Below are 14,295 nucleotides of genomic sequence, written 5' to 3' on the forward strand. Positions count from 1 at the left end.
CTCGGACCGGTGTCATGGCCGCCAACCGTTATCTGGCGTCGATCTCCACCATCTACCAACCTCATGACCCAGTACACCTAGCGCGGCATTCGGCGCGCGTCATCCCGGAACTTGTCGCGACCAAACCCGGCGACGTGATGTCGTGTTGAATCGACGTCGGCATGATTCGTGGGACATCTCCAAGCTACCCGGGCCGGTCACGGGCAAGTACTTCGATGCTTACGTGATGATCGACATCTACTCCGGCTACATCGTCGGCTGCGCCGTCCGCGCGTCCGAATCCGCGGTGTTGGAGACGGAAATAATCACGGAAACCTTCGCCCTGCATTGCACCTCGCAGGTCGTCCACGCCGACCGGGGAACGTCGATGACGAGCAAGACCATTGCCGCATTGTTGTCGGATCTGGAGATTATCCGGGCGCACTCAAGGACAATTCGAGCCGACACCATCATCGCCGACTACGGCAAGCACTTGGCCGATAAATCATCGCGGTCAGAATGAGGATCCAGCGTCAAGTGTTTCCTTTATAAGTAACCCGGTAGCTACACGGAGTGCCCGGGTCATTCCACGTAGCTCGGATCTCAGAATCGCATGCTCGTGCTCGAGCTGGCCAATACGGCTCTCCTCCCCGGACAGCGGTGTATTCACGTTCTACAGGAACTCACATGAAACCGTAAAATTCCGCGAAAGCGCTCTGAATCGACCTTCTATAAGGCACCGGGAACGTCCCGCATAATGCGGTATAGGGCAGGAAAGGATTCCCCTTTGATGAGTTCAGTTATGGCTGCACCGATACCAAACATTAGCGCTGACATCATACTTACCCGACCACCGCTATCGGCTGCCAGCGTCGCTCTCTTGGTCACCGTAGAAATTCTCACCGTACTGGTCGCGCATAGCGCAACATTCGCCACACTCTGCCGCAACAAGTTGCTCTTGCCGTGGCCGAGAGTGCTCTCTCCGATTCTCGGGATGGACACAACCGAGCACCTAACGCCGCTGCGAACACGCGGGAGCCCGGGCGCAATCGGTTGGAGCTTTGCCCGTGCTGATCCGGCCTTGGTGGCGAGGCCTGCGACACAAACGTGTCCGGAATCGGAGCGTTAGCGTTAGCGTCCAATCATGTTGGAGCGGCCATACAAGTGACACAACGCTCCAACGGAAAGATCCATGGAAGACAACGGTACGAATCCAAACTTGATCGTTCGGTCGGCTACTCAACTACAATCCGATTTTGAGTACCGGGAGCTTCTCGAAGCGGCGCCGGATGCCATGGTAATTGTGAATGCGGACAGCGAGATCGTGCTTGTCAACGCTCAGGCGGAACGACTTTTCGGCTATCCCCGTGCTGAGTTGCTCAGCCAGGGACTTGAAGTTCTCCTCCCCGAACGATTCCGTACCGGGCATGCCATTCATCTGGCCCGCTTCGCTGAATGCCCGAGCACCCGAGCCATGGGCTCGAACGTCGAGCTTGTCGGCCTTCGCCGAGACGGGTCGGAGTTCCCGGCGGAGATCTCTCTCAGCCCCCTGAAAACTGATCGGGGGGTGCTCTTCTCCAGCGCCATCCGCGATGTCACCGAGCGCAAACGCACCGAGGCATCCCTGCGGATGCTCTCGGCACAAGTTGAAGCATCGAGCGACGCTATCTTTAGTTGTGGCACCGACCACCTGATCACGACCTGGAACGCAGCGGCAGAGTCTACGTTCGGGTACTCCGTAGTGGAGGCGGTGGGGCGGCCCGCATCGCTCATGCTCGGGACGGCTGGTCACGTCATTGACACACAAGTGGACGCAGGCACCCGGGTTCGGTCGCTGGAGACAGTTGGACACCGAAAAGACGGATCGACCGTCGAGATTTCGCTCAGCGTGTCCTTCATGCACGACGCCCAGAACGTGAAGATGGGCGCCTCCTTCATCGCCCGCGACGTCAGTGAAGCGAATCTTCGTCGAGCGGAGTCGGATCTTGATCGGACCCGCCTCGCCACCACACAATACACAGCGGGTGTTGGTAGTTTCGAACTCGATCTGACTACCGGGGAACGGTGGTGGTCCGACGAGTTTTGGCGAATTCTCGGGGTCGATGTAGCCGAGAAGGCATCGTTGGAGCTAATGCTGACCAGTGTTCACCCCGACGACCGTGAAACCGTGGAAAACACCGTGACGAGTCTTTACTCCGGTGCGCCGGCCGACCTCATTTACCGCGTCGTGAGTCCTTCGGGCCACGTCCGATGGGTTCACTCCCGCGCGAATGCCGAATTTGCCGAGGACGGATCCCCCGCCCGAATCCTTGGCACGACAATGGACGTAACGGATCTACATCTGGCACATACCCAACGCCGGGAGGCCGAGACCAACTTCCAGATAGGTTTTGACCTTTCTCCCATCGGCACCGCGATAGCCACTCTCACCGGACTGCTTACCCAGGTGAACCCCGCAGTGTGCGAGATCCTCGGACGCACAACGGATAAAATTCTCGGCAAACAGCTCCAAGCCTTTCGGCACCCTGAAGACACTGCGAGCCAACTAGAGGCATTCGAGCTTGATCGAGCGGTCAAGTCGCGTCCCGCGCACGTCGACCGGCAATACCAGCAGCCTGATGGTGACGTGGTGTGGGTGCAGGAAACCGTGTCAACCGTGCCTAGCCGCGATGGGAGGCCAGCGTATGCATTCGTGCAGTTGCAGGACATTACCTCCCGGAAGCGGGCCGAGACTGAACTAGTCCGCCAGTCCTTCCACGACCCATTAACCGGCCTAGCCAATCGTCTTATGCTGACCGAAACCCTCAACCGTTCGCTCGCCGTTGCACGGGATACCGGGGCCGAGGTCAGTGTGTTCTTCCTCGACGTCGACCCGTTCAAAAACATCACCGATGGACTTGGGCACACGATCGGTGACCTGCTGCTCGTTCAAATGGCCAAGCGTTTACAGTCCATGGTGCGCCTCACCGACACGTTGGCCCGACTTGGCGGTGACGAGTTCGTTATCGTCTGTGAGAACATGACTCGCGAGAGCGCGGAACGTTTGGTCGAGCGCATAAGCGAATCGACGAAACAACCGTTCCTGCTCGGGGGGCAGGAGATATTCGCTTCGGTGAGTGTGGGTTTCGTACTCGCATCAGGTGAGGAGGACGCCGTGGCGGTGCTGCGCAGCTCGGACACAGCCAACTACCAGTCAAAAAACCATGACCGGGCGCAAGCGATGGTGTTCAGCGAGGAAATGTACCGCAAAGCATCGAATCGACTGGACCTCGAATCTCAACTGGTGCGCGCACTGGACAAGAACGAACTGCGCGTTTACTATCAGCCCATCGTGGAGGTCTCCACCGAAAAGGTCGTCAGTTTTGAAGCCCTCGTACGGTGGGTGCACAGCGAACGCGGGTTGATTTCACCGCTTGAGTTCATCCCAGTCGCCGAGGAAATCGGCCTGATCGTTCCCATCGGTGAATGGGTACTGCGCCAGGCTCTGGAACAGGTGACACAGTGGCGCACGGAAATCACCAGTGCAGAGAACCTGTCGATCTCCGTCAATGTATCGGCATTGCAATTACAGGATCCCGGATTTGTCGAGGTCGTAGCCGACGCGCTCTCGGCGAGCGGACTGGACCCAGTAGCTTTGCATCTCGAAGTCACGGAAACGATGATGATGAGTGACGTCAATGTGGCAGTTGACACCCTGCACGCGCTGCGCACGCTCGGAGTGAGCCTGTCCATTGACGACTTCGGCACGGGGCATGCCGCGCTCGACTACCTGAGCAGCTTGCCCGTGCAGACAATCAAAATAGACCGTTCCTTTGTCGACGGTCTCAACAGCGATCACCCCAAGGCAACATCAATCGTCGATGCGATCGTTAGTCTCGCCCGCGCGCTGGACCTCGACGTCATCGCAGAAGGCGTGGAAACCCCCGGACAGCTAGCCGAGTTGCGCCGGATCGGCGCCCGGCTGGCCCAGGGATACCTCTGGTCCCGCCCACTGCCCCCAGACCAGATCCCCAACTGGCTGGACGAGAGGCGACGATCCACTTCAAATTAGCTGAACCCCGACTCGACGAATGCCCGAGTGGCGTCCGGGCCACGGCACACCTCCAGACCAAGAGCTCAAACCTCACGCGGCCCGGCGCAACGTGAGCACGGGCTGCTTCCTCGGCCGCCCCGTTCCCGCAGTATCTACCGGCACCTCAACACCGCCTCAGCCGCGAAACTGGGGTTGACGAGATATAGACCTCGTCGAGCCCGACCGTCAGCTGGTCAACTGACCGCGGCGGCAATTACCCGCACAGGCCCGCAGTCATTTTCAGAAGTCGACTGCACAAATGTCAGAAGTCGTGTACACCGATTCCCAGCGGGCATCTCAGCAAAGGTTCCTTTGACTGGACCAGTAGCCAAGACTTCGTCACGGCGGCTGCGCCATGAACATCCGTGCACTCGAGAGCCTGAACAACGTGTCTCACTTGGAGATTCTCAGTGCCGGCGGGAGGAGCTCTTTGATGAGACGGAGGGATTTAACGTATCAACCGTGAGGATTCTCCGCGTCCAGAAGAGAGTCGAGGGCTGCGGTGAGCTTGTCCTCATCGGGTAGCGCGTTGCGCTCCGCCGCCGGTAGCGTGTCGTAGGTATAGGTCGACACGGCCATCGGGGCATCGGTCTGCCCGAGGGCGTACCGGACGGTGTGGTCGTTGCGGCTGCCGCAGATGAGTATCCCGACCGTTGGATTGTGGGTAGCGAGCCGGAGCTTGTCGTCGACGACGGCAATATAGAAGCCGAGCTTGCCGGCGTACTCGGGCTGGAATTTTCCGGTCTTGAGCTCGACAACCACGTAGCGGAGCTGGACGACGTGGAAGAACAACAGATCCAGGTAGAAGTCGTCCCCGCCCACGTCGAAGTGCACCTGCCGGCCGACGAACGCGAAGCCGGCGCCGAGTTCCCGCAGGGTTTCGACGATGCGATCCATCAACGACTGTTCCAGGTCCCGCTCGGCGGCCTGGTCGGTCAGCTCGAGGAAGTCGAAGACGTAGGGGTCTTTCGCGATCTGCTGCGCGAGCTCCGACTCGGCAGCGGGGAGTTGTCGGGTGAAGTTGGTGGGACCGGATCCGATGCGTTCGTGGGTGCGGTTCATGATCTGGTTCATCAACACGTTCCGCGACCACCCGTGCTGGACGGCGGCCGCGACGTACCAATTGCGCGTGGTGGGGTCGTCGAGCTTGTCGAGAAGGACCAGGATGTGGCCCCACGGCAATTGTGCAACAGGCTGCTGCACAATTTGCTCGCTCGGCCACGCAAGGGCAAAGGCCCGCATGTACTGCAGGTTCCGGTACGACAGGCCAGTCAGTTCGGCGAATTCGATTCGCAGGTCTTCTGAGAGCCGGCGGATGACGCCGCTCCCCCAGCTGCCCTTCGTCTGCCGCGACAAAATCTCGCTCCCAATCCCCCAATACAGTTCGATGAGTTGGGTGTTGACGACACGTTGCGCCTGGATCTGGGCGTCCCGGACCCGTGTCTTTAGACCGTTGAGAAAGTCGGCGTATCCCTCTGGAAGGGTAAGAGCAGTATCCGTGGCCATGTCCTTCATTCTCCCTGTCGGATTCGCTCGTCGCGTTCCGTATCACCCTCGTCGAGACCAGCCGTGAGCTGGTCTACCGAGCGCGGTGGCAGGTAGCGGTACAGGCTTGACCGGGTGATGCCGGACTTGGCCACGATCTCCGTCATCGTCAAGCCGGTATCTCGCAGATGCGCCGCATAGGCGAGCTTGCTCGGGTCAACGACCGAAGGCCGACCGATCTGCCGGCCTTTACTGACGGCGACGGCGCGAGCATGAGCGGCACGTTCAATCGCATAGGTGCGTTCCATCTGACCGAACAGCGCAAGCATCACCACCGCGAGTTGCGACATAGGATCCTCCGGGTTGGCCGAGTCCACCCGGATCGGATCCGCCAGGTTCCGAACCCCCACACCTCGCTCCTTCAGCTCGTGGATCATGTTCAGCGTGTCCCGCACAGTCCGTCCCAGACGATCCAGGGTGTGCACGACGATGACGTCCCCGTCGCGGGCATAGTCGAGCGCAGCGGTGAGCCCCGGGCGCTTCGTCGTGGCTCCGGATTTCTTGTCAACATAAATCCGGCCCGGCGGGATTCCAATCGCGCCCAGGGCGTCGAGCTGCCGATCAAGATCTTGTTTTGCCGTTGAGACGCGCGCATAACCGATATCCATCATCCAAACGTACCGGAAGTCATATCCGTACCCGTTCTACGAAACACCTTTCTGAACCTGACTTGTGAAATACAAAAAAGCAGCAAAGCGCAAAACTTCAAGAACCGATGCGGGACGTTCCACTACCAAGGAAGTGGAACAGCACGATCCCAACTCCCCGGTCACGAGCGCTGTCTCAGTTTCACTTCTCGGCCAAAACCTAATAATATTAGGCAAATGCCTACTTACATTAGTTTTGGAGGATGAGAATGGCACGTGCAGGACTGACCACGGAACGACTCACTCAGGCGGGCGCCGAGCTCGCCGACGAGGTCGGCTTCGACCACATCACCCTCTCTGCACTCGCGAGGCGGTTCGAGGTCAAGGTCGCAAGCCTGTACGCCCACGTCACAAGCTCCCAGGATCTCAAAACCAGAATCACACTGCTCGCCCTCCAAGAACTCGCCGACCGGGCAGCGGAGGCCCTGGCCGGCCGTGCAGAAAAAGACGCCCTCATTGCCCTCGGAAACGTCTACCGTGACTACGCCCGCAAGCACCCCGGCCGCTATGCCGCCATGCATTTCCGGCTCGACCCAGAGACGGCAAACGCGAGCGCCGGCGTCAAGCACTCCCAGCTGACCCGGGCGATCCTGCGCGGCTATCAGCTGTCCGAGCCGGACCAGACCCACGCGGTCCGGCTGCTCGGCAGCGTCTTCCACGGCTTTGCGACCTTGGAGATGGAGGGCGGCTTCAGCCACAGCCTCCCAGCCTCCCAGGAGTCCTGGTCCCGAGCCCTCGACGCCCTCGACGCCCTCCTGCGCAACTGGCCAACGCCCAAATAGCACCCCACACACACCCCACACAGTCCGATATTCCCGATCAGAAGGCTGACATCATGTCCACCCGGCACGACTGGATCACAACACCCCTCGCACCGGGCCACCTCCTCGGCGCCCTTGACTTGGAACGCACCGAACACGGCCTACTCCCCCACCGCCTGCCCGCCTGGGCCAGGACGCAGTACGCGGACCCGCAGTTGGCGAACGCGGAGTCCCAGCCGTCCGGAATACGGATCGCGTTCCGCACCCGGGCAACCGCGATCGAGCTCGACGTGCTGCCCACCAAATTCGTCTACCTCGGAGGCCCGCCCCGCCCGGACGGCGTCTTCGACCTACTCATCGACGGCCAGCTGACCGACCAGGCCACCGCGACGACCGGCATCACTGTCACCGTCAACATGGCCACCGGCGCAACCACAACCCACCTCGGCCCGTCGAGCACCATTCGTTTCACCGGCCTGCCCGACCACGCGAAGGATGTCGAGATCTGGTTGCCCCACAACGAGAAAACCGAACTCGTCGCCCTGCGCACAGACGCCCTCATCGAACAGGCACCCGCTCGAGACCGCCGGGTCTGGCTGCACCACGGAAGCTCAATCAGTCACGGCTCCAACGCCGAGAGCCCGACGGGGACCTGGCCGGCACTCGCTGCCTCCCGCGGGAGCGTCGAACTGGTCAACCTCGGTTTCGGAGGCAGCGCCCTTCTCGACCCTTTCACGGCCCGCACCATGCGTGATACCCCCGGCGACCTGATCAGCCTCAAGATCGGCATCAACATCGTCAATACGGACTTGATGCGGCTACGCGCCTTCACGCCCGCGGTACACGGCTTCCTCGACACCATCAGGGAGGGCCATCCCACGACGCCGCTCCTCGTCATCTCTCCTCTCTTCTGTCCGATCCACGAGGACACACCTGGACCCAGCGCCTTCGACCTCAGCGCCCTCGCCGACGGGCGCCTGCAGTTCACGGCCACCGGCAACCCGGCCGAGGTCGCTGCCGGGAAACTGACCCTCACAGTGATCAGAACGGAACTGTCCCAGATCGTGCAGCAGCGGGCGGTCGACGATCCGAACCTCTTTTACCTCGACGGCCTCGACCTCTACGGCGCCGCAGACTCCGCCGAGCTGCCACTGCCCGACCAGCTCCACCCGGACGCGACAACACATCACCGCATCAGCAAGCGTTTCGCCGAGCTGGCCTTCGGCCTTGAGGGAGTGTTCGCCACCGAAAATGCCCCGGCTCCGGTGTTCACGCCGACGCGGTCATGGACCGCATCATCCACAACACCGTCTGGGTCGAGATCGGCACCTACAACAGGAGGGAGCAGACCGCCATCACCAGCGCATAACGATCGGGCCGAGAGCTAGTGGCTCCCAACCACACCACCACTGGTGGCTCTCTTCCGCACGATCGCTGGCTCTGGACCGCACGATCGGGTGGCTCTCAAAGCATCAAATACTCAAAGATCTCGGCGGGCGCCGAGAGACATTCACGGATATCCAGATCCGCAATGCTGCGGTTCTTGTCGGGCACGGAGAACCAGTCGCGAAGGCCGCGAAGGCTCTGAAGATCTCACGGGCGATACTGTATCGGTGAATCTCTCGACTTGGCCCAACCTGAATGGTTATCCGCCGCGTCAGTTGGTTGCCGTTGACGTTACGGTCTTGGCGACGTTTTGAGCGGCCACAAGCCAAAGAGACCGCTTGTCGGCAGGTTTATTGACGAAGTCATCCTGTAGCGGCGCAACGAGCCACCGTGACGCGGGCACACTTGTTAGGCTTGGTCTGCACCGGAGGTATCCGAGCAATTGGAGGAATCCTGAGCTCAAATACTGCGACGACGAGGAGGCCTTCAATTCGAGAATTATGACTCGAACGGGCATGTCATCGTCTACGAACTCGATCACGATGTCACGTCGGTTGCCACCTGATGAGAGCCCGTGGTACTTGAGCCGCTGCGCGGCCCGGGAGATATCAGAGTGATATCACTCTGAAGCTGTGACGGCGATGCCGTCAAGAGCAAATTGCTGCGACTGGCCATTGATCGGCTCCGAAGTGAAACACCACGAAAGCCCGGAGGGCAGGCGGAGGGGAGCGGCTGTCCGCAGTACCAGGGTCGCGGGACACCCGCGTCGGCGGTTACGTCGTGGGTCCTGAACCGCTTTGGACGACGAATGACGGCACCTCAGACACCAGCTTCGCCAGTTCGGGACTTTCCCGGTAGCTGCGGGCGTGGAGGGCGGCGATCTTCTCGCCGTAGTCCGGGGCGTCGGAGTCGGTGGTGTCGAACGCAGCGAAACGCTCCACGAGGTGCAGTCCGGACTTTTCTGACTCGAAATGCGCGGGATGGGTCAGGTACTCCCAATAGCCGTCGAGGTCGTCGATCACGAAGACGGCGCCGTACTCGAAGTCCCCGCCGAGTTCGGGGCCGACCACGAACGAGGTCACAGCGGGAATGGACTCACCTTGTCGGCGGAGTAGCTCGAGGCCTCGACGCTTGTCGTTCTCACTCACGTCGGTTTTGAAGCTGAGGCGGTTGATGTGGAAGATCATGCCCTTTTACCTTTCGAGGGATAGATACGGTGTTGATCGATTAGATGTGGTCTACAGGTTCGACTCATGCGAGCGAGTCGAGGATCAGACGGCCAGAGCACGTCTGGGGTCGAAGCCGTTCCACGAGCGCCAGCCTCGGCATAGGACGTAGGCGATAACCGTGGTAATCATGATGAAGCCGTCAATCACCCCAGTCACTGCCGCGTCGGGCTGCGAGATGTTCACGAGGCAAAAGATCGTGACGGCGAGCTTGTGAGCGATGAGCAACTCCCAGATGCCCGGGATGCGGCGCGGCCAGAGGGCCACCAAGGTCCACATGCCGGCGAAGATCGCGAACCCGAACATCTGCCAGGCCTGCACGATGACGTCGTCGGCGGCAGCAGCAACGGTCAGCGCGACCCCGTTGACGAACGCCGCGAGGGTGAGGAGCACGTTCAGGCCCATCAGACTCCGTCCGACGAGGTCGGCGCGTCGCGAGACGGAGGGAGAGGGGGAGACGGTGTTGCTGGTCATGAAGACGCTTCTTTCGAGTCGATGTTCCCAACGAGTCGCGGCGTTCACTGACTCAGATGAGTTAACATACGTGACCTTACATGCGTCATCTCACGGTGTCAAGTTATCTGGTACCATGCATCCATGCAGTCAAACAGCGCCGATCAGCGACCCCGCAACCGTCGCGGCGAGGGAAGCCGCCTGCGCGATGAGATCGTGCAGGCGGCCGCCGATCTGTTGGACGAGGGCGTCAACGAAGACGGCATCTCCCTTCGCGCTGTAGCCCGTCAAGTCGGCATCGCCGCCCAGTCGATCTACGCGCACTTCCCCGACCGCGACACGATCCTGCTCGAGGTCGTGAAGAACGCGTTCACCGAACTCGGCACCCATCTCAGCCGAGCGACCCTCCCCGCCGAGGGCTCAACGGTCGAGGGGTCGGCGGTCGACAGCCTTTCAGCACTGTGCGACGCGTACCTCTCGTTTGCTCTGGAGCGGCCCCGCCGCTACCGCATCCTGTTCGGCGGAGTGTGGGACGCGTCTCGGGCGAAGTCATCACCGGCCGTCGGTGATGAGGTAGAGACCCTCGGGCAAGACGTCTTCGGAATGTTTGTCTCAGCCCTCGATCGGTGCGTGAGCGAGGGGTCATCGACCAGCACCGACACCTATGCCGATGCGGCCGCCCTCTGGGTTGGCATCCACGGTTACGCCTCCGTCCGCCCCGCCACCCCGGAATTCCGCTGGCCCGACGACGTCGTGCGGCGGATCGTCTACGGCCTCGCGAAGATCTAGGGCTCAAGACCGTAGTAAATCTCACGCACGCATGATGGAAATGGTCGGCAAAGCACCCGTCCGCGTTCGCACAGCTAGAACGCGACCAACTCTCCGAACGCACCCGCGCCGGCATGGCCATCGCCGCCTCCCACGGACACACAGCCGGACGACGTGAAATCACAGCCGACCATGGCAACGTCAAACGCGCCCACGACCTGAAGACCCAAGGCCTGAAACCCGCTGACATTGGGAAGATCATCGGAACCAGCCGTGCCACCGTCTACCGGTACCTCAACATGGGCACCGACTGACGCCGAACTCGGGACCCCTCCGTGCAGACGGCTTGTGGCCAAAAGCGCGGATAGTGCCGCAGCTAGATTTGACGGTTGCAAATCCGCATGTCGGTCGGCACCAGTGCGCCGGGAACTTTCGCTGCTATCGACCGGAGGTCTTGACGATGGGAGTTTGCCCGCACGTTGATCTCATCGCGAGGGCGACTTGTTCGTCGTCCTTGGGCAGACCTTGGGCCACAACCCAGTCATGCGAAGAGCCACGTGCAACACGACCACCGTCGTCGAGGATGATCTGCGTTCGGGTGATGTCGTACAGTCCATCGCTTTGGCGCGAAGCCAAGACGCCGTACAGAAGTACGCCGCCATTCCGATCCGTGCGCTGCACGCCGGTCCCATAGTCGCTGAACCCGTTGATCCCGAACCCGTATGGAGTCCCACCTGCACCGGTCGTTGTGACGAACGCACAATCAATGAAAGCGTGCAGTGTCGCCGCACGACCATCGTCAAGAACGGTGACTATGGCCCTCTCGCGAACCGATGTCCATCCACTGCGCGTGTTCGGTCCGGCGAGGTCATCCTTGAGCAGCATCGCGGCCCCGGACGCAGTCCGGATACCGTAGTAAAAACCATCCTCCTCCGAGTAGAACTCACTATCTGGAAGCCCGTCGCGATCGATGTCCTGAATCGTGGCCAGGACCACGTCAGCTGGAACAGGCACAGCATTCGCCGGGCAGCCGACGGAGGGCGCTCCAGCCGGTGACGGGCCGGCGGCTGGACCGGTAAGCCTCACCAACCGGTGAGGGCACTGCAGAAGGTACATCAGAGACCGCTGGTGTTGACTCCACGCCCCCGGCGGACGCGCAGCTGGTCAGCACGAGCGCCATCGCGACACCGATAATCACCCCATACCCCCGCCTAACCGCGAGTCTACATTCCGCTCAACGGCGCCGTGCGGGGCACCGTCAGGCTGATGATGTCTGGATAGACGAATGGCCCGGCGTGCAATCTTGCAAGATCACGCCGAGCCGTTCTAACGCTAAGGCCGCACTGAGGCTCACGGCAAGTCATGATCTTGTTTCTGTGGAGTTGGACCTACGGGTCGGGCGCGTGACGTGCCCCGATTGCGGTGGTCGATTGCGGCCGGGGGGGCGCCGTGTTGTCCGCGACGGTCTCGGCACGGAATGGGCGGGCTGGCAGTTCCGGTCACTCCGGTCACAGTGCACGGCGTGCCAGAGTACGCATGTGCTCCTGGAGGTGCGGTTGGCCGCACGGCGGGCCGCCACCGCCGAGGTCACTGCGGCAGCGATCGAGGCGAAGACCGTGCTGAGGTGGGACCACCAGAGGATCGCCGCGGGCTGAGGGCGACCTGTTTCAGCGATGCTCCGGAGACGCTCAACAGCAGCCCTCGCAAGATTAGGAGGGCGAAGGGTGGTGGTCAAGAAGAGGTGAGCGGCGCGTTCTCTTGATGGCTTCCTTGCACAATCCTGAACCGTCCACCGCAACATTATTTGGAACGATCTCGATGTTTTTTACAACATTGACACGGAGGTCACGTAGTGGTCGGTCGCTATAGCATGCAAGGATACAATGCGCAAGATCTTGCGTGGCCTGGTCGGCAGCGCAACCCTTAGAAGATGAGACGCGTGTCGTATTGTGGTGGATCCTTTCTGACCACACACCAAGTGGCAGATGCATTGGCGAACCTGGTCTCAACCCTGGGTCGCGAACAGGCGTCCCCCGTCATCGAGATCCCGGCCCTGAACGATGATGGGCAGCTGGTGCTCGTGAGCATGGTCGTCGGCCCGTTCAACGGCCTGATCAGCGTCCCGGAACACTCCCCGTGGCCAACACCTGACCTGTCGGACACAGTCGAATCCCTACACGTCCTGACGGAAGCAGCTTCGAAGGTTCCCGACTTTGCTTTTTCGGACACTATTGCGTTCACAGATTACGACTGGGACGAGACCTGCTACATCGGCTGACGTCCGCAAGAGCTGGGAGCGAATACTCTGCGCTCGACGCCGTTCCGGTCAGAGCACCCCAGATCATCCCTGTCACCCTGTTCATGCCGTCGGATGGTGTGAGTCTCTGAGGATGGTGGCCCGTCCGGTCCTGCATGATTATTACCCCCAGTCGTTGATGATCCGGGGGTGCTGTCACCGAAACCGGGGTGGCATCGGATGATCGCCCAGGGGCCAGACTGAAATCCACGCCATTCGTAACGTGGATGTGAGGCTCAATATAGAGATGTCCGACTAATCGACAAATCTGTTAACGCCCAAATGGGAACATCATGGAACGGCGCCACCCCGGCCAGGGATGAGCGTGATGATCTGGTCGGCGCGGTGCCGTCGGTGTGACGCACCTACTTCGATGAAACACACGGCCCGCTAAAAATCGGAGCCGCCAACACATCGGCGGCCTGAAACCCGGGACGGGTCACCAACATTTCTGGCGCATTCGTCGCGGATGGGTACAGACTGACCTGATGCGAGAGTCCACCGGAGCGCCCACCTGCAAAACCTGTCTTCACGGTCTCGAAATCGCTGGCACGACCGCGCACCCCTATTGGTACTGCCCGCACTGCCACATTTCTGCACTGAGCGAGGCCGCGCTCTACCCTCTCCACACACCAGCCAACAAGAACACGGACTAAACCGTCCGGCTCACCCGGGAAGCATGCCTCGACCGCGCCTAGTTGATGGCCAATCTGAGGGGCGCATCATGCTAATTGATTCCCCGACAGGGTGGGGCCCACGACTGTGCTCGCTCGGTACGGCGTCCAGCGGCGTGGCCGACGAGAGGGAACGCTGACCTCAACAGAGCACGCGCACCGGCCTCAATGAACACGATGAGACCGTAACCTTCCACGTGCACGGCGCCCGACCCACGGTCAAACACTGCCGACCACTTGGCACCAACCATGGCTAATGTGGTTGACAGTGATTTCACCACGAACGACAGATGGCCACCTCCACGATCCGCGGAGGACGAACCGTGCCACGTCACAAAGGAGAGTCAACGTTGAATCAACATGAGCCGTGCACTCTGGAAGACTTGGAAGTGCTCGCTATTTCCGATACTGAGTGGCGGGTAGGCGACCGTCGACGAGGTGAACAGTCGCCCGAGAAGGTGCTCGGCTACATCGAACAGCGTGGCTCG

Annotated in this window: 11 protein-coding genes and 2 pseudogenes; 8 read left to right on the top strand and 5 right to left on the bottom strand. The window is 60.9% G+C overall.

The features are described from left to right. Positions 1-142 precede the first annotated feature (142 nt). Positions 143-502 (top strand): DDE-type integrase/transposase/recombinase, encoded by a 360-nt coding sequence (locus tag QMK22_RS15010; RefSeq protein WP_502857803.1) that lies wholly within the window; start codon positions 143-145, stop codon positions 500-502. A 669-nt stretch (positions 503-1,171) separates the two neighbouring features. Then, complete coding sequence (locus tag QMK22_RS15015) at positions 1,172-4,030, top strand: sensor domain-containing protein (RefSeq protein ID WP_283498458.1); 2,859 nt, start codon at positions 1,172-1,174, stop codon at positions 4,028-4,030. Positions 4,031-4,507: 477 nt separating this feature from the next. On the opposite strand, the gene QMK22_RS15020 is transcribed toward QMK22_RS15015, so the two are convergent. After that, positions 4,508-5,557, bottom strand: a complete 1,050-nt coding sequence (locus QMK22_RS15020; protein ID WP_283498459.1) for a PDDEXK nuclease domain-containing protein — start codon at positions 5,555-5,557, stop codon at positions 4,508-4,510. Between the two features lie 5 nt (positions 5,558-5,562). Then, entirely contained in the window at positions 5,563-6,204 is a 642-nt protein-coding gene (locus QMK22_RS15025; RefSeq protein WP_283498460.1) for a recombinase family protein, read from the bottom strand. Positions 6,205-6,452: 248 nt separating this feature from the next. Between QMK22_RS15025 and QMK22_RS15030 the strand changes: the two genes are divergently transcribed. The 3 genes and pseudogenes from QMK22_RS15030 to QMK22_RS17605 all read left to right on the top strand — a co-directional run. Then, a complete protein-coding gene (locus tag QMK22_RS15030; RefSeq protein ID WP_283498461.1) occupies positions 6,453-7,025 on the top strand; it encodes a TetR/AcrR family transcriptional regulator in 573 nt (190 codons plus the stop codon). Between the two features lie 395 nt (positions 7,026-7,420). Next, positions 7,421-7,891 (top strand): annotated as a pseudogene (locus tag QMK22_RS17600) (SGNH/GDSL hydrolase family protein); the annotation flags it as partial. A 371-nt stretch (positions 7,892-8,262) separates the two neighbouring features. Then, a pseudogene (locus QMK22_RS17605) lies at positions 8,263-8,373 on the top strand (ATP-binding protein); the annotation flags it as partial. Positions 8,374-9,163: 790 nt separating this feature from the next. Here the strand turns inward: QMK22_RS17605 and QMK22_RS15040 are convergent. Together QMK22_RS15040 and QMK22_RS15045 are read right to left on the bottom strand one after the other, a co-directional pair. Beyond that, positions 9,164-9,577 (bottom strand): Dabb family protein, encoded by a 414-nt coding sequence (locus QMK22_RS15040; RefSeq protein ID WP_283498463.1) that lies wholly within the window; start codon positions 9,575-9,577, stop codon positions 9,164-9,166. 84 nt (positions 9,578-9,661) lie between these two features. Next, a complete protein-coding gene (locus QMK22_RS15045) occupies positions 9,662-10,090 on the bottom strand; it encodes a hypothetical protein (RefSeq protein ID WP_283498464.1) in 429 nt (142 codons plus the stop codon). Positions 10,091-10,213: 123 nt separating this feature from the next. Between QMK22_RS15045 and QMK22_RS15050 the strand changes: the two genes are divergently transcribed. Both QMK22_RS15050 and QMK22_RS15055 read left to right on the top strand, forming a co-directional pair. Next, positions 10,214-10,858, top strand: a complete 645-nt coding sequence (locus QMK22_RS15050) for a TetR/AcrR family transcriptional regulator (protein ID WP_283498465.1) — start codon at positions 10,214-10,216, stop codon at positions 10,856-10,858. 113 nt (positions 10,859-10,971) lie between these two features. Further along, the gene (locus tag QMK22_RS15055; protein WP_283498466.1) at positions 10,972-11,151 is read left to right on the top strand and encodes a helix-turn-helix domain-containing protein; all 180 of its coding nucleotides are present in this window, start codon (positions 10,972-10,974) and stop codon (positions 11,149-11,151) included. A 124-nt stretch (positions 11,152-11,275) separates the two neighbouring features. On the opposite strand, the gene QMK22_RS15060 is transcribed toward QMK22_RS15055, so the two are convergent. Further along, positions 11,276-11,851 carry a hypothetical protein gene (locus QMK22_RS15060; protein ID WP_283498467.1) on the bottom strand — a complete coding sequence of 192 codons (576 nt, stop codon included), beginning with the start codon at positions 11,849-11,851 and terminating at the stop codon, positions 11,276-11,278. Positions 11,852-12,815: 964 nt separating this feature from the next. Here QMK22_RS15060 and QMK22_RS15065 point away from each other — a divergent pair. After that, positions 12,816-13,115, top strand: a complete 300-nt coding sequence (locus QMK22_RS15065; RefSeq protein WP_283498468.1) for a hypothetical protein — start codon at positions 12,816-12,818, stop codon at positions 13,113-13,115. Positions 13,116-14,295 lie beyond the last annotated feature (1,180 nt).

Source organism: Cryobacterium sp. PH29-G1, from assembly GCF_030063365.1.
Taxonomy (GTDB): domain Bacteria; phylum Actinomycetota; class Actinomycetes; order Actinomycetales; family Microbacteriaceae; genus Cryobacterium.